This window comes from Vibrio fluminensis, assembly GCF_015278125.1.
In the GTDB taxonomy this organism is placed as follows: domain Bacteria; phylum Pseudomonadota; class Gammaproteobacteria; order Enterobacterales; family Vibrionaceae; genus Vibrio; species Vibrio fluminensis.
Genome location: NZ_JADILO010000001.1, coordinates 82,394 through 98,571 on the forward strand (window position 1 = coordinate 82,394; position 16,178 = coordinate 98,571).

Consider the following 16,178-nt stretch of genomic DNA (forward strand, 5'->3'; position numbering starts at 1 on the left):
CGCTAATGAGGAAGACTATGAACAGTCCTATGTTTACTCGTTCTACAAGTGCAACGAATACACTTGAGATCAACAAAACCCTAAAGAATACATATTTCTTGCTATCGATGACACTTGTAACGAGTGCTATCGCTGCCATGTTTACTATGGCTATCGGCATTTCTCCAATCATGGCGCTAGTGATGCAAATCGCAGCTATCGGTATTCTTTTCTTCGCTCTGCCAAAAAGCATTAACTCATCAATGGGTATTGTCTGGACATTTGTCTTCACGACTCTAATGGGTGGTGCTCTTGGTCCTATGCTGACTTACTACGCATCAATTGCTAATGGTCCATCAATCATTGCGCAAGCTCTAGGCTTGACGGGCATGGTATTCTTAGGTCTATCTGCTTACACCATTAGCAGCAAGAAAGACTTCTCTTTCATGCGTAATTTCCTAATGGCAGGTCTGATCATTGTTATCGTGGCTGCACTAATTAACATCTTTGTTGGTTCAACAATGGGTCAACTAGCGATTAGCAGCATGTCAGCCCTAGTTTTCTCTGGCTTTATCCTATACGACACAAGCCGTATTGTACGTGGTGAAGAAACCAACTACGTAAGTGCAACTATCTCAATGTACCTAAACATCCTTAACCTATTTACTAGCTTGTTAAGCATTCTAGGTATCATGAACGACGACTAATCGTCGAATCTGATTAAAAAAAGCCCGATGGAGTCTCTCCTTCGGGCTTTTTTATTGTGAGTAGTTCTGAGCTAGGCTACCCTAATCGTAATCTAATCGGTTGGATAATTAAGATGTTTGAATATAACGGCAAGCAAATCGAAACGGACGCGCAAGGCTACCTTCTCGACCATACTCAATGGGAAGAAGGCATGATTGCAATCCTTGCGGAGCAAGAAGGTATTGAACTTACAGATGCACACCTAGAAGTCGTGCACTTTGTTCGCGAGTTTTATCAAGAATTTAATACTTCGCCAGCCGTAAGAATGCTGGTGAAAGCAATGGAAAAAGCACACGGCCCAGAAAAAGGTAACAGTAAATACCTGTTTAAGCTATTCAAGGAAGGCCCAGCTAAACAAGCAACGAAACTTGCTGGACTGCCAAAACCCGCTAAATGTTTATAAGTTGACTGTTCGATATCCTGTGAAGCCTTCACAGGATATCAAATCCCTTAAAGTGCTTAAAATCGACCTCTTCTCGACTTAACTGATCGACTCTAGAGCTGGGTGGCCCTTCTTTCAAATACTCATGCATCTTCGCGATTTGCGCCTCGTTACCACACACCATCACTTCAACATTGCCATCCCATAAGTTCTTAGCATAACCGGTCGCTCCGACTTTCAGAGCGAAGTACGCGGTTTGATACCGAAAGCCTACCCCCTGAACTCTGCCCGCTACCACAAATTTCATACATCGATGTGTCATATATATACCTCTTGCCCTAACGCGATGTTATAGTGCCGCCGCTTTACCCACTAGTGGAATCAGTGGGGTATATTTAAGGAACTACATTATGAAACAAATCCCTTTTCGTTGGATTGATAAGTATCTCATCCACTTAACGATTCAAGAGAAGTTTTACTTACTCTTCTTTCTTCCCTTCTCTGCTCTAGTCATTTTAACGCTCATTCTCAATAACGCCTCTGGCGCAATGACTGACAGCCTATATCAGGAAGAGCTACTGTTAGTTAAAAGCTTAATTGAAGCGGGAAATATTTCTCAAAATGATGTCCAATCATTAATAAACTCTTCTTCCACAATAAGCATCGGTTTTGGCCCAGATGCTGTGCCCGTAAACAACGGACAATTTAGCCTTGTCGCAAACCATGACCAAAACTTGTGGACCGCACTGTCTACCTTTCAAGTCATCATAATTGCGGCTACCTTGTCGCTAATTGCACTTGGGGTTTATTACATTATGACCTTTATTGGTGGTGCGATGTTCACCATGAATCAGGCCCTAAACACGCTCGCGAGCGGAGACTTAACCGCCCGAATGAATTTCTTCAAAGTACGCGATGAGTTTAGTGAAATCGCAATTACTATTGATAAGGTAGCCGATCGCGAACAGAATCTAGTCATGTCGATTCAAGAATCGATCGCGCTAATGCAGCAAATCAGTTCAGAACTTAATCTAGCCACTCGAGAAAGTGCTCAAGTATCAGCCTCTCAGCAAGAGCACCTAAGCTCTCTTGCCAGTGCAACTGAGCAAATGGCGTGTACAATCCGCGAAGTGGCGACCCTTGCCCATGACTCGAGCTCTCAGACTAACGAAGCACGCAATATCGCTCAGCAAGGCCAAAGCAAAGTGGGCGATACGTTAAGCTCTATTTCGCATTTATCTAATGAGGTCCAATCGGCATCTCAAGCGGTTGCGGAACTGGACGCGAATGCAGCACAAATCGACCAAGTAGTAGCAGCCATCAACGGAATATCTGAACAAACTAACCTCTTGGCGCTAAACGCAGCGATTGAAGCTGCGCGAGCTGGAGAGCAAGGTCGCGGGTTTGCTGTAGTCGCAGATGAAGTGCGCGCGCTTGCAGGCAGAACACAACAAGCGACGGTCGAAATTCAATCCATGATTGAGTCATTGCAACGTAATAGCCAGTCACTCACGCAGTTGATGGAAACCACCGTCTCCAGCGCCAACGAAGGTCAGACTTTAATGGCAGAAGTAGACAGTGAGATAGGAGAGCTTGCAGCCCGTAACCAAAGTATCTCTGATAGTTCAACCCAAATTGCCACTGCTGCTGAACAGCAAGGTGTCGTTGCGGATAATATTGCCGCTAGCGTCGATGAAATTCGTAATCAATCCAATATGGTATGTAACAGGCTCGAAGAAACTCGCACTCATGTAGAGCAACTTCGCAGCCAAAGCAACACTATGGAAGATATGTTGATGGGACTTAAAGCTTAAATAAAACAAGTTTCAACACATTCTCTATCAGATACTAGTCAGCAGAGCCGCCATCGCGGCTCTTTTATTTGCTTTTCCCTAGCGCTTCACTGACAATACCCACCCTTTCAAGACAATCATTTGAGTATCACAATGACACCATCAATTTACCTAGTAAAAGGTCGAGATAAATCACTACGACGCAAACACCCATGGATCTTCTCTCGCGGTATCCAACGCGTAGAGGGTGAACCGCAGCTAGGTGAAACAGTGGATGTGTATAGCAATGATGGTCAATGGCTCGCTAAGGCTGCCTATTCACCGAACTCGCAAATCCGTGCACGTGTTTGGAGCTTTGAGAAACAAGACATCAACAAAGCGTTTTTCGTCAAACGCATCCAAGACGCACAACTACTTCGTGAAGATGTGATTGAGCGCGACGGACTAACCGGTTACCGCCTAATCGCAGCAGAATCTGATGGCCTTCCTGGCATTACTATCGATAAATACCAAGATTTCCTCGTATGCCAATTGCTAAGCGCAGGCGCTGAATACCAAAAACAAAACTTGGTTGATGCACTGATCGAAGTGTTCCCGAATGCCAACGTTTACGAACGCTCAGATGTGGCGGTACGTAAAAAAGAAGGTTTAGAAGAGACAACTGGTGTACTTCACGGCGAGCTGCCACCTAAATCGGTTGTTATTGAAGAGAACGGCGTAAAAATCAGTGTGGATATCGTTGGCGGTCACAAGACAGGTTTCTATCTTGATCAACGCGATAGTCGTCAACAATCCATGAAATATGTGAAAAACAAAGAAGTACTGAACTGTTTCTCTTACACAGGTGGCTTTGGTCTTTACGCACTAAAAGGCGGGGCTAAGCGTGTAATCAATGCTGATGTCTCTCAACCTGCACTGGATACTGCTAAATTCAATGCTGAACTTAACGAGTTTGATATTTCAAAGAAACGCGCAGTATTTCTAAATGCTGACGTATTCAAGTTGCTACGTGAGTACCGTGATCAAGGTACTCAGTTTGATGTTGTCGTAATGGACCCACCAAAATTTGCTGATAGCAAAGCACAACTTAATGGCGCATGTCGTGGTTACAAAGACATCAATATGCTCGCCATGCAGATTCTAAAACCAGGCGGTACGCTATTAACTTACTCATGCTCAGGCCTAATGGATCAAGTTCTGTTCCAAAAAATCATAGCGGATGCGGCTGTTGACGCGGGTCGTCAGGTGAAATTTGTCGAGCGTTTTGAGCAAGCAGCAGACCACCCTACCGATACTGCATACCCTGAAGGTTTCTATTTAAAAGGCTTTGCTTGCAAAGTACTGTAAAAAGTTATTCGCAAGGTAGTAACACGATAAACATGAAGCCATAAAAAAGGACCTTACGGTCCTTTTTTGTTAGTCATCGACTAATGCGTATTAGTATTGGTCTGGCAAGTTAGTAAACAAAGAATTTACAAGATCATGTGCACTGTCTCCGCTAAGGGCACCATTTTCAAGGCCGCTAACCTCACTTGCAACACCTTGCAAGTTGATATTCAACTCACCATCAGCACCATTATCGATAGTGACCGTTACATCATTATCACCACTCTGCTCGATAACAATGTTATCTAGAAGATCTTGCATTGATGCATCACTACCTAGCAATTCAGAAACGTCCAATACATCTTCGCCAATGGTAAAATCAGTAATGATGTCTTGATCATTGCGGGGCTCAGAACCCTGATCGACCCATTTAAAGATATCTGCGCCTAAACCACCAACAAGAATGTCGTTACCTAAACCGCCGACTAAAATATCATCGCCCGCACCACCGTCTAATAGATCGTTACCAGTACCACCGCGCAAGCCGTCAACGCCTTCACCACCGAACAAAGAGTCATCACCCGAACCACCGAAGATCGCATCAGCACCACCTTGACCGAATACGATATCGTTACCGGCACCTGCGTGAGCAACATCAATGTACGCATTACTAACAGAAGATGTGTTCAATGCACTGTCTTCACCCCATGCAGAGTCGACCAATTGATCATCATCAGAGCCTGCCATAAATTGGTTAATGCCATTGATCGCGCGTTGCTGATTTGCTTCTGAATAGGCATTTTCATCAAGCCTTGCATGACTTTCACCAAGGTCGATGTAATCGTCACCGGCACCAAGGAACACATCGTCGCCAGCATCGCCAACACTTACCGTGATACCACTCGGGTCATATTCGCCAACTTGGTAAATTTGCGTTTGATTGATGTCTGCCGCTGAAGCTGACCACAAGTAGCTTCCATGTCCTTGCATGAAATGAACGGTATCAACATAATCACCAGTTGAAATGACGTCGAAATCACGCTGATCATTATCAATGATGTCTGCCACTACAGTTTCGCCACCTAGCGTTAGACGATAGCTTTCAGTATTTTCTATTTCAAGATCATCAATAGTCGGTAAGAAAACTTCGAATGATGGCACGCCTTCCGGAACCACTAGTTGGCCTTGGGCGTTAACAGTAACGCCATGCGTGAACGATAGTTTCGACAAATCAACATCTGCAGCACTCGCGCCATTCTCTGGTGAGAATGAGAAGTCAAAAACCGTCTTATCCAACGTCACTTTATCTAGTGTCACAGAATAAACTAGCGTTTCACCTTCGGTGACGACTGAATCTTGTAAAGCAATCGATTCAACTAACGCTGGCTCTGGGATAGGGTTAACAATCACATTAACTAGACCAGTATCAACGCCACCGTTACCGTCAGAGATCGTATAGTTAAATTGTGTTTTACCTACGAAATCATCGTTGAGATCAAACTCAACATAGTCACCCACAATACGTGCCGAGCCATCTTGCAAACCATCAACACCAACGATAGTAAGTGTATCTAGATCCAGATCCTTATCATTCGCCAAAAGCTCACTGATCGCTACGCGTAGCACTTCACCTTGGTTTACAGCGTATGCACCATCTGATGATGCTTCAATACCCGCTAAAAAGTAGTCAGACGAGTCTTTTTCTGTGTCACCTTGCAAACCTTTGCTGTACTCAGTCGCACTGAAGACGATTTCATCAAATGCTTTGCCGTCTGTATCAATGTTAAAGAACGCTTGAGAACCACCGTCTACACCGCCAAACGTACCACTTGATACTGGCACGCCATCCAAATAAGCAATCCAAACACCTACTTCATCATTGTTTAAGCCTTCACCTTCTTCGCTATATAAACGATTGACAGAGAACTGGCCACTCGTCATGGCTTTTTCAAACTTAACACTCAGTTTCTCAGAAACGCCTGACTCACGGTCATACTGGAGCTGATTTTCAGGACCTGCCGCAGGAGCGCCATGTTTGATACCAATACCGTTCCTGTCAGGTGCTACTGTCGCACGATCATCACCATATGATGCACTCAGTGAAACTTGGTCCCAACCAATACTGTTGTTGGTACCATCTTGTGACATATCGCCTTGTACTACATGATATTCAGTTGGGTCATTCACGGCTAAAGGTGGTTGATTACCAGCATTAACTGAGCTTGTATTAACAGTGGTAAATGGATTAACTGTTTCTGCACGTGTGTCCGATGGGTTACTCACATTATCATCCTTTAATGTTCATCTTAAGATTTACATAACTAAACCGGAATAAACTAAAAGTAATGATTTATTCCAAAGAAATTTAGTTTAAACGCTTGACTATATAAACTTACAAAAAGCAAACAAAGATACTTCCCTATAGGCTAATGATATTAATTAGCACCTAAAACTTATGAACCATCTTTTGAGCGAGATTATTATCAACTAAATTTACATCTCATAAGTAAGACATTTCCTATAAAAAAACAAAATAAAAAAAGGCCCTGTTTAGGGCCTCTTTATTTAAAGTAATCATTTATATCAATCAGGAAGATTAATTAGCACATCATCGAATAGTGTTTCTTTTGTAAATGCAGTAAAGTCACTCGCGGCATCACTTGCCAGATTTATCTTAACTTGGTTGGTATTTTCTGTTTCGACCGTCACTTCGAGGGAAGCTTCGTCGTGACTAAGGTCAGCACTCACCTTAGCCAACATCGCATCTAATGTTATGTTATCTTCAAACAAATCAGATAGATCCAGTTTATCTTTGCCCACTTCAAAATCTACAACCTGATGCGTTCGATCATTACCTGATGGTTGATCAACCCAACTAAACAAGTCAATGTCATCACTTGCCGATAATATGGCCTGCTCCTCAACAATATATTCTGTGGTGATCTCAGGTAATGTCTCAGTAACCTCTATTTCTATGACACCATATCGAATGGAACCATTAGGTTCTATTACTTCAAATTCAACATTGGTATTTCCAATAAAACCATTTTTGGCAACAAAAACGAGTTCGCCAGTTTTATCGTCAATATTGACATCACCAGAAGACAGGTTTGTTAATTTAGCTGCACTGAGTTGATAGCCATCGGTACTATTGACTCCAAGTTGACTGAATATATGTTGTTGCGAGATTACAAGCTCGGTAGGTTTGTTTTCATCAACCGTCTTTTGTACGGAAAATTCATGACTCGCCTCAACAAAGAGTCCATCAACGAAATAATCGGAAGAGTCATTTCCTGAACCGCCATTTAGTCCCAACGAATATTCAGTTGCCGAAAACTCAATCTCATCAAAGGCGTAACCTTGAGTGTAAATATGGTAAGTCTGTGATTCGCCATTCGCTACCCCTTCAAAAAATCCACTTGCTACTGGCTCACCGTTTAGTTTAGCAATCCAACGTCCGACTTCATGGTTGTTATCACCGGCACCTTCGTTGGCGTAGAGATTTGACACAGCAAAACTACCCGATGTCGCTGGAGTATCTAATTTCACGATCAATTTTTCAGATTGGTCTGTATCTCGATCGTATTGAATCTGCTTGATTGGCCCCCCATCTTCTGGACCACCTGAAATGCCAATTTTACCCGTGAGGTGATTTAAACTAATCTGTCCACTTTCAATCACTTCTGCTTTAAGATTGCCTTCATCCCATTTAGGTACCAGACCATCTCCATTTGCGTCACCTTGCTCTAACTCATAACCAACATCAATCACATCTGTACGGTCAAGTATACTTCCCTCAGCTGTGACGGCGTCACCTATTGATGAATCGAAACTTTGAATCGTAAATTCTAACTTCTCGATATCTTCTTGCTTCATATCAATCCGAGTAGGAAGTACTACATCAAAACTGGTCACGCCTTCGGGCACCAGTAAAATTCCGCCAGACACCATAGTCACACCATTGGTATAACTAACTTGGTCCAGGTTGATATCTTCTGCTGAGGTATCACCTAATAAAGAAAAAGCGCCATTGAATAATGTCTCGACGGATGTTTCTTTATCGAGAGTCACCGTAAAGACAAGATCTTCGCCTTCGGTCGCGCTCGCATTCGTCACAGAATCTACAGTTGGAATAGGTTCATTAACTAAAATGCTGATCAGTGCGGTATCTGTTTCACCGTCACCATCTACAACTCGATATTGAATTTGCATAGTCCCTGAAGCACCTGGAGCAGGAGTAAAAATAATCTCGTCGCCTACTATCTCTGCACTACCTTGGGAAGGGTCAATAACCAGTTGGTCAATCGTCAGTTCGGTACCTTCAGGATCTGAATCATTACTTAATATTTCATCAATTGAAATTCGCAGCGGTATACCAGAGTTTGTCGCATAATGACCCGGAGAAGAGACTTCTATCCCTGCAAGATAATAATCTGAAGAATCATTCGAGGTGTCACCTTGGGCACCCAGACTGTATTCAGTCGCGGAGAAAACAATTTCATCAAATGCATTACCATTGGTCTCTATATCAACAAACTGTTTTTCTCCTCCCGGAACACCTTCAAAATAGCCGCTAGCCACAACAACTCCATTAAGGTAGGCAGTCCAAATACCCGCTTCGTTGTTCGACTGACCGTCATCGGACACTTCACCTTCATTCGCAAATAAATTTGTAATTGCAAATCGGCCTTCGGTCGCGGATTTATCAAACTTTATACTTAAATTTTCCGACTTACCACTAGACCTATCATATTGAATTTGGTTATCAGGGCCACCATCAATGCCCGTACCATCAACACCTAGACGATCATTAATAACGTATTTCGGATTCGCGCCTTGTCCATCAAAACTCGCTGAAATTTCTTTTACTCCCCCCCAACCTAACTCACTCCCTGCCATATTGCCTTGAGTAAGAGTGAAACCAACAGGATCATCATTGGCTGTAGGAGGAGATGTAGGTGGAACAACTGTAGACGGTGGAACATTGTCGCCAACTGACGACAAGACACTAAACAAACCAAGGCTTTGCGTTGTTGATAAACTGAGCAAACTGCTCGCTTCTGTCACAAACACGGTTTCCGGCTGAATTTCGGTACCATCTCTAGCAACGGTGCCCGATAACCCTAAGCTAGAACCCTCAGGTCCACCAGCGGCTGGCGCGAGTTCAGGGTCGATCGCGGTTGGGTCTACACCTTGTTCAATAGCACTGAAAATGTCATCGATTTCCGCTGTTACATTCGACAATTCACCTTCCGTCGATATTTGTGAAACCTCAACTGGTGCCAAATTTTCTTGGTCACTTTCAGAGCGAGCGACGATTAATTCGCCAGGCTTAGGAGCTTCACCAGGTTTAAGTTGTCGTACTACACCATCGACACCAATAACAATAGACTGACCTCCAACCAAACTTACGGGGGGATTTTGATTTGCGATTTCCATATTCTAGCCTCGAATGGTGTGTGAACTGACGTGTTACTAAAGAGCAAGCGACTAATAGTAAATTTCAGTGCGAAAATAACACTCTCAAATTAGCAACTAAAGTTTGAAAATAACCTTTTTGAGCATAATTTTAACATTTGAGACAATTACATTTTCGTTTTATAAAAAATCGGCCGATTTATTCTGGAAGGCATTAGAAAAGCATTAGCTTGAGCGATTTTTAGTCAGATTAAATGATAATCGCGCGCGCGATGTCTCATTATTAATAATTATGCAAAAAGCAGACAAAAAAATTAATACAAAACACTAAATTAGAACTTTTGTAACTTTCGTAAAAAGCATAGGATTAGTGTCAAACTTCTCATCTATGAGAATGATTTCTTTGTAAAATGACGCGCAGAGCACCTTAGGAGAATTAAATTGAAACTGAAAAAGCTTAGCTCACTAGCTTTATTGATTGGTATGAGTTTCAACGTATCAAGCCAGACTTTGGAACAGGCCGTTTCCTTAACCATTACAAATAATCCAGAGATTAAAGCTGCGTATAATGAATTTGTTAGTAAGTATTATGAGTCAGAAGCCTCGGAAGGTGCTTATTTACCAAAATTAGACCTTGATGCCGGTATCGGACACGAATCCGTTGATCTCGCTTCTGGTATTGAAAATGATTTAACGCGTAAAGAAGCGACGTTAAGCCTCACTCAGTTAATTTGGGATGGGAATGCGACCATCAATGATATGTCGCGCACCGCAGCAGATGCGGAATCAGTGCGCTACCAACTTTTAGCCGATGCCTCAGATATCGCCTTAGAAGTGTCGAGAATATATCTAGACGCAACGAAAGCTTTTGAAGTTTTACAATTATCGGAAGCCAACCTAGCGATACACAAAGAAATTCATCGCGATATCAAACGACGTGTAGAATCAGGTATTGGTTCCACCGCAGATTTGTCTCAAGTAGAAGCGCGTATTGCAAAAGCACATGGAAACTTAATCGCTGCGCAAAATAACTTATTTGACGTCCACACCCAATTTAAACGTTTAGTAGGTCAATCCCCTCAAGGTCTGATATTTCCGAGAGCAGACGAAAACGCGCTTCCCCTCACTTTAGAGGAAGGCCTTGAATTAGCGAACATGAACCACCCTGTGATTAAAATAGCCCAAGTAGATGTTGACTCCGCACGCTATCAATTTCAACAGCGTAAAGGGACTTATTATCCAACTATTTCAGTAGAAGCAACTCAGACATGGCGCGACGATGCTGGCGGTATTGAAGGCAGTAGCGATGAGTTTGCCGCAATGCTGCGTTTACGATACAACTTATTTAATGGCGGAACTGATCGCGACTTGGCCGATAGTGCCGCCTATCAGTTGAATAAGTCGAAAGATTTCCGTGACCGTACCTTCCGCTCTGTAGAAGAAGGCCTCCGCTTATCTTGGAGCGCCCTAGACCTTACTGTACAGCAAAAAGAGTTTCTTTCTGACCATGTAGACTCGGCATCTGATACGGTAATTGCTTACCAGAAACAATATAAATTGGGTAAACGTACACTGCTTGATGTCCTCAATACAGAGAACGAACTCTTTGAAGCGCGTAAAGGATACATTGATGCTAAATACGATGAGCAATTTGCTAAGTATCGTGTTTTTAACGCTACCGGTTCGCTTTTAGACGCACTGCGCGTTGATACGCCAAAAGAATGGCATCAAACGGTGGAGTACTAATTATGTTTAAAAAAATCATGACCCTTTCAGCCATCACGGCCGCTTTATCAGGCTGTGTGTTTGGTGACCACCAATACGAATACCTTGCCACCCCAACCCCAGAGCAGGTTGCTGATTTAATGGATCAAGATAGCGACGGTGTAATCAACGCGCGAGATCTCTGCACTTCTACTCCTGAAGGCTCTGAAATCACCAACGAAGGCTGTGGAAGAATTGTCAAATCATCAGAGTCGCTAGGCATTCACATTTTATTTGCCAACGATTCAAGTGAAATAATGCCTATATTTGAAGCTCAGATTCGCCAAATGGCTGATTTCTTACAAGAGTACCCTGAGACAGGCATAGAGATTCAAGGCTACGCGAGCAAAGTGGGCGCCGATGAGTACAATTTAGCTTTATCTGAGCGCCGAGCGTTGGCTGTAGAACAAGAGCTCGAGTCGTACGACATTGACCCTAACCGCGTCAAAGTCATTGGTTTTGGCGAAACGCTCCTTGAAGATGATGGCGATGACGAACTCAGCCACGCTCGCAATCGAAAAGTCATCGCTAATGTGGTTGGTTACAAAGGTGACGTAGTAAAAGAATGGACAATATTTACGCGACTACCGAAATAACTCAATAATTTACAGCGAAAAGGAGCGAAAGCTCCTTTTTTGTTTGGTATCTAACTCGCCCGGTGCTAACCTTAGGTCAAACATACCTGTGAGAGATCTACATGAGCAAATTAACAGCAGATATCGACGCAAACTTGGCTCTATTTATCGAAGAAACCAAAACGAACCAACTTGTTTGGGGGCTTCGTAATGACGAGGGTTGGCTATCTTGTGATTCGACAGAATTTGAAGAAAGTGAAGTGATGCCTTTCTGGTCTTCTAAGGAAGATGCTGAGACTCACAACGTCGAGGAATGGGCTGATTTCCAAGTACTAGAAATCCCTCTAGACATTTTCGTGGAAGATTGGTTACTAACGCTAGACGAAGATGGTGTTCTTGTGGGTACCAACTGGAATGCAACTCTTGAAGGTAAAGAAATGGAGCCATCTGAGTTGGCAAAACTATACCTTTAATTCCATTTCCGTGAATAATATAGAGAAACGCCGTAATGGCGTTTTTCTATTTTACAAACTAACTAGATACAGTTCAAAGCGAGACAAGTTTCACATTTGTCATCAATCAAACCAGAGTTCATTGTTCCCATTCCCTTCCTCGCTTATCATAAGCTATTAATTAATAAATATTTATTTCAAAACACGTGTCGATGAAACGTTTCTTTACCACATTACTCACAGCTTGCTCGATCTCAATATCTCTATCAGCGCACGCATTAAACGATATTGCGCAATGGGAAGAAGCATATGCAGACGCACTTGTTAAGAATAAGCAGCGAGCGCTTTCTCTGCTGCGTGATAGATATAATGCTTTGCCACCTAGTGTAGAAAAGCTTTACATCAGCAGTAAAATCCATGGCTTTATGTTGTTGAATGGACAGCCATATCATGGCAATCAGCACTTATTCGAGGACAACTACGCTAAGCAAGAACAGCTTTTAATTGAAGCATTGAATAGTGAAGAGCAACTTGATTTTATTACCGCACGCAACAATTACACGCTTCTTTTGGATCAGTTTGATCAATCAGGCAATTTGGACGGAAAGATATTAATCGAATACTATTTATGCCGAGGCTTAAATCGTCAATCATCTTTCCATGAAGGGGAAGTCTATTGTTCATCTTTGAAAACACATATTGAAGATGCGACCAATCCAATTTTGCCTAAATATCAAGCATTACGTGTTATCGCCAACAACAGTGAATTCATCGGTAAATATCAAATTGCCTTAGAAACTTACGAAGAATTGCTGAATATTATTCCTAGTTATATCGATTCATCTGGTATTTACAATGATACTGGCCTGCTACTTGCGAACCTAGGGTACTTTGAGAAATCTAAAGAGTACCTTCAGACTTCACTCGATATGCGAGCCAATACAGAGATCCCATTAAAGCTTGCACAAACTCATCATAGTATGGGCAAAGTACTACTCAAGCAGCATCAATATGAACAAGCGATTGAACATTTTGTCAAATCCAAGGATATCTCTCAGGTATACAACCACCAATATGGGCTAACTTTTGCTCAACTTGGCATTGGTCAATCCTATATTGGTTTAAATGACCACTCTAAGGGCATCTCTTATTTATTTGATGCACTTGATAGTGCGACGAAACAAGGAAATAGTCACATTCGAGGTGAAATATATCTTACCCTAGCGGATTCTCATAAAAGCCAAAACAAATACATCGCAGCTAATGATTTTGCCTTGCAAGCATACAACCTGGCTCTATCCATAGGTAGTGAGCGATTAACATCAAACTCACTCAAACATCTTGCAGAAATTGCTGAATTACAAGGCAACTACAGTAGTGCTCTAGAATATTATCGTCAGTATGCGAATTCAGAGCTGAAGAAGCGCGATAAAGAAAGCAAGAACGCCTTCATTGCTTTAGATGTTGCCCGCCAGAACTATCTCAGTGAAATTGAAAATGACAACTTAATCAACAAGAACACCTTATTACATGAACAACTTGATCAGGTTGAAAAAAAATCACTCATTTATGGTTTGATTATTCTTCTACTATTTACCACGTCATTAGGACAAGTAGTTTACATGCGTAAAAAACGCAGTGAATTAATTGCAGATGGTTTAAGTGGCGCACTCACTCGCACAGCATGTATCAATTTGATGAAGAAACACCCAGCGAGCAACAATCTAGAATATAAGAGTGTCGTCATTTTAGTTGATTTAGATAAATTCAAATCGATCAATGACTCACATGGTCACTTAGTTGGCGACACCCTACTGAGGCATATCGTTGAGGTACTTCAAGAAAGCATCAATAAAAATGATATCATCGGAAGGATTGGTGGTGAGGAGTTTATATTGCTACTAAAAGAAGTCGATGAACTTGATGTGCAAGAGCGGGTTAATTTCATCCACCAAGCAATATGCAATACACATATTGAGACGGAAGAAGAGCAACCCGCGCAGGTAACGGCAACGATTGCCTACTTATCGACCACCAAAGCTCTTAATGACTTCGATGAACTATTTTCCATTCTTGATCAAGCCATGTATCAAGCGAAACGCAATGGAAAGAATCAAATCATTGACGCGTATAACGACCCTATTTACATCAATTAGATTGTTTGCGTACCAATTCAGCCATGACATCATCGCGACTGGTTAAGTAATCATTAAGCCCTATCTTGCGTAGTTCGCAAGATGGGCAATCGCCACAACCATCGCCAATAATACCGTTATAGCAGGTTAAGGTATGATTTCGCACCAGCTCCAAAGCCTGATATTGATCGGCTAATGCCCACGTTTCTGCTTTATTCAGCCACATCAATGGTGTCTTAATCGTGATGTTTTTATCCATGCCTTTTACCAAAGCATCATTCATCGCTTTAACAAACTCATCGCGACAATCTGGGTAACCAGAAAAATCTGTCTCACACACACCAGTAATAATAGTTTGCGCACCAACCTGATAGGCATAAATACCAGCAAGTGTCAGGAATAGAATATTACGACCAGGAACAAAAGAATTCGGCAATCCGTTCTCCTGCAATTCATGCGAAACGGGAATATCATCACGCGTTAAAGAACTGATCGCCAATTCATTCAGTAACGTCACATCCATTACTTTATGCGCTGCCGCGCCCAAATCTTTCGCCAATTGGCTGGCGACTTCAATTTCCAGTCTATGGCGCTGGCCATAATCAAAAGTAATTGCATGAACTTCATCATACTCTTTTAATGCTTGTACTAAACAAGTCGTTGAATCTTGACCGCCACTAAACACGACTACGGCTTTTTTCATTGTCATTCCTAATTAAGCAATATTGAGATATTTGTGGGTTTGAATAGAAAGACGCCAGTTTCGTTCAATGCAAGTGTCGATACATAACTGCGTTGCCCGAGGTTTTTGGCTAATTGGTTGTAGTGCGATGATGACATTCGTTTTTAACTCCTCGCCATCAAGAAGCTCTTCCAATTGTTCGATGTCTTTAACCGTACCAACTGGATGCTTGATTTCATTGGCTCGCGCTAGCGCGCTAGAAAGAACAGGCAAGCGCCCTTTCATGGCGATTTTAGGAGAAACCGTCACCCAAGTATCAGGAGTAACCGATACCGGCGATGTACCACTAGTCTCTATTTGACACTGGCAGCCAATTGCCTCAAAAGCTTGAGTCAGTGGCAATAAATCGTATTCACAAGGTTCGCCACCTGTGATTACGATATGTTTTGCCGTATATTTTTGTCGATAAAGCTCAACCAATTCTTGTGCTGAAATCGAACACCACTGAGGGGATTCTTCCACTTTAGATAAAACCTGTGAAACATCCGTTTGATCGTTTAGGTTGACCTGCCAAGTTTGCTTGGTATCACACCATGCACACCCAACTCTGCACAACTGCAGGCGAATAAACACCGACGGAACACCCGTGAAACTGCCTTCACCTTGGATGGTCTCAAACATTTCATTCAATTTATACAAAACTACAACCCGTCGTTACGAACAATGATCATTTTTCGGCCCACACCTTATAAGAGCGAACTGCCAAGGTCAATCTGAACGTGTTTCCTAGAGAAGTAACGTGTTACAGACTGTCAATACAGCTCCTCATTCTTTGCGACCCATAGCAATCAAAAGACCATTGAACCACTTAGTTAATTGTTACGATAAAAATAATTTGCGCACAAACTCCATTTTCCTACAACAT

At 42.4% G+C, this 16,178-nt stretch carries 13 protein-coding genes; 8 read left to right on the forward strand and 5 right to left on the reverse strand.

All coding sequences use genetic code 11. The features are described from left to right. Nucleotides 1–17 precede the first annotated feature (17 nt). Both IRQ95_RS00380 and IRQ95_RS00385 read left to right on the forward strand, forming a co-directional pair. Nucleotides 18–686: a Bax inhibitor-1/YccA family protein gene (locus IRQ95_RS00380; protein ID WP_194435046.1), complete on the forward strand. Its 669-nt coding sequence runs from the start codon at nucleotides 18–20 to the stop codon at nucleotides 684–686. Nucleotides 687–799: 113 nt separating this feature from the next. Further along, nucleotides 800–1,129 (forward strand): TusE/DsrC/DsvC family sulfur relay protein, encoded by a 330-nt coding sequence (locus tag IRQ95_RS00385; protein ID WP_194435047.1) that lies wholly within the window; start codon nucleotides 800–802, stop codon nucleotides 1,127–1,129. Nucleotides 1,130–1,157: 28 nt separating this feature from the next. On the opposite strand, the gene yccX is transcribed toward IRQ95_RS00385, so the two are convergent. Beyond that, on the reverse strand, nucleotides 1,158–1,430 hold the full coding sequence (gene yccX, locus IRQ95_RS00390) for an acylphosphatase (protein ID WP_194435048.1): 273 nt from the start codon (nucleotides 1,428–1,430) through the stop codon (nucleotides 1,158–1,160). A gap of 88 nt (nucleotides 1,431–1,518) precedes the next feature. On the opposite strand from yccX, the gene IRQ95_RS00395 reads away from it, so the two are divergent. Together IRQ95_RS00395 and IRQ95_RS00400 are read left to right on the forward strand one after the other, a co-directional pair. After that, the gene (locus IRQ95_RS00395; RefSeq protein ID WP_194435049.1) at nucleotides 1,519–2,922 is read left to right on the forward strand and encodes a methyl-accepting chemotaxis protein; all 1,404 of its coding nucleotides are present in this window, start codon (nucleotides 1,519–1,521) and stop codon (nucleotides 2,920–2,922) included. Between the two features lie 132 nt (nucleotides 2,923–3,054). Beyond that, nucleotides 3,055–4,248 (forward strand): class I SAM-dependent methyltransferase, encoded by a 1,194-nt coding sequence (locus tag IRQ95_RS00400; protein WP_194435050.1) that lies wholly within the window; start codon nucleotides 3,055–3,057, stop codon nucleotides 4,246–4,248. Between the two features lie 90 nt (nucleotides 4,249–4,338). On the opposite strand, the gene IRQ95_RS00405 is transcribed toward IRQ95_RS00400, so the two are convergent. After that, the gene (locus IRQ95_RS00405; RefSeq protein ID WP_348541568.1) at nucleotides 4,339–6,510 is read right to left on the reverse strand and encodes an Ig-like domain-containing protein; all 2,172 of its coding nucleotides are present in this window, start codon (nucleotides 6,508–6,510) and stop codon (nucleotides 4,339–4,341) included. 300 nt (nucleotides 6,511–6,810) lie between these two features. Next, entirely contained in the window at nucleotides 6,811–9,666 is a 2,856-nt protein-coding gene (locus tag IRQ95_RS00410) for a cadherin-like domain-containing protein (RefSeq protein ID WP_194435051.1), read from the reverse strand. Nucleotides 9,667–10,128: 462 nt separating this feature from the next. Here IRQ95_RS00410 and IRQ95_RS00415 point away from each other — a divergent pair, with 462 nt between their 5' ends. The 4 genes from IRQ95_RS00415 (at nucleotide 10,129) to IRQ95_RS00430 (ending at nucleotide 14,592) form a co-directional block, all read left to right on the forward strand. After that, nucleotides 10,129–11,391, forward strand: a complete 1,263-nt coding sequence (locus IRQ95_RS00415; RefSeq protein ID WP_194435448.1) for a TolC family outer membrane protein — start codon at nucleotides 10,129–10,131, stop codon at nucleotides 11,389–11,391. Then, entirely contained in the window at nucleotides 11,367–12,005 is a 639-nt protein-coding gene (locus tag IRQ95_RS00420) for an OmpA family protein (protein ID WP_431358041.1), read from the forward strand. Before IRQ95_RS00415 ends, IRQ95_RS00420 begins: the two co-directional genes overlap by 25 nt. Nucleotides 12,006–12,106: 101 nt before the next feature. After that, nucleotides 12,107–12,457 carry a DUF2750 domain-containing protein gene (locus IRQ95_RS00425; RefSeq protein WP_194435053.1) on the forward strand — a complete coding sequence of 117 codons (351 nt, stop codon included), beginning with the start codon at nucleotides 12,107–12,109 and terminating at the stop codon, nucleotides 12,455–12,457. 191 nt (nucleotides 12,458–12,648) lie between these two features. Beyond that, a complete protein-coding gene (locus tag IRQ95_RS00430; protein ID WP_194435054.1) occupies nucleotides 12,649–14,592 on the forward strand; it encodes a GGDEF domain-containing protein in 1,944 nt (647 codons plus the stop codon). Here the strand turns inward: IRQ95_RS00430 and queC are convergent. Then, nucleotides 14,585–15,274, reverse strand: coding sequence for a 7-cyano-7-deazaguanine synthase QueC (gene queC, locus IRQ95_RS00435; protein ID WP_194435055.1), 690 nt, complete (start codon nucleotides 15,272–15,274; stop codon nucleotides 14,585–14,587). The two genes, IRQ95_RS00430 and queC, sit on opposite strands and share 8 nt — an antisense overlap. 12 nt (nucleotides 15,275–15,286) lie before the next feature. Beyond that, nucleotides 15,287–15,934, reverse strand: a complete 648-nt coding sequence (gene queE / locus IRQ95_RS00440) for a 7-carboxy-7-deazaguanine synthase QueE (RefSeq protein ID WP_194435056.1) — start codon at nucleotides 15,932–15,934, stop codon at nucleotides 15,287–15,289. Nucleotides 15,935–16,178 lie beyond the last annotated feature (244 nt).

What these genes read in the sequence shown, in the direction of transcription:
- queE (WP_194435056.1), bottom strand. Translation starts at nt 15,934, where the DNA reads ATGTTTGAGACCATCCAAGGTGAAGGCAGTTTCACGGGTGTTCCGTCG.
- IRQ95_RS00410 (WP_194435051.1), bottom strand. Translation starts at nt 9,666, where the DNA reads ATGGAAATCGCAAATCAAAATCCCCCCGTAAGTTTGGTTGGAGGTCAG.
- IRQ95_RS00400 (WP_194435050.1), top strand. Translation starts at nt 3,055, where the DNA reads ATGACACCATCAATTTACCTAGTAAAAGGTCGAGATAAATCACTACGA.
- IRQ95_RS00380 (WP_194435046.1), top strand. Translation starts at nt 18, where the DNA reads ATGAACAGTCCTATGTTTACTCGTTCTACAAGTGCAACGAATACACTT.
- queC (WP_194435055.1), bottom strand. Translation starts at nt 15,274, where the DNA reads ATGAAAAAAGCCGTAGTCGTGTTTAGTGGCGGTCAAGATTCAACGACT.
- IRQ95_RS00415 (WP_194435448.1), top strand. Translation starts at nt 10,129, where the DNA reads ATGAGTTTCAACGTATCAAGCCAGACTTTGGAACAGGCCGTTTCCTTA.
- IRQ95_RS00430 (WP_194435054.1), top strand. Translation starts at nt 12,649, where the DNA reads ATGAAACGTTTCTTTACCACATTACTCACAGCTTGCTCGATCTCAATA.
- IRQ95_RS00385 (WP_194435047.1), top strand. Translation starts at nt 800, where the DNA reads ATGTTTGAATATAACGGCAAGCAAATCGAAACGGACGCGCAAGGCTAC.
- yccX (WP_194435048.1), bottom strand. Translation starts at nt 1,430, where the DNA reads ATGACACATCGATGTATGAAATTTGTGGTAGCGGGCAGAGTTCAGGGG.
- IRQ95_RS00395 (WP_194435049.1), top strand. Translation starts at nt 1,519, where the DNA reads ATGAAACAAATCCCTTTTCGTTGGATTGATAAGTATCTCATCCACTTA.
- IRQ95_RS00425 (WP_194435053.1), top strand. Translation starts at nt 12,107, where the DNA reads ATGAGCAAATTAACAGCAGATATCGACGCAAACTTGGCTCTATTTATC.
- IRQ95_RS00420 (WP_431358041.1), top strand. Translation starts at nt 11,367, where the DNA reads ATGGCATCAAACGGTGGAGTACTAATTATGTTTAAAAAAATCATGACC.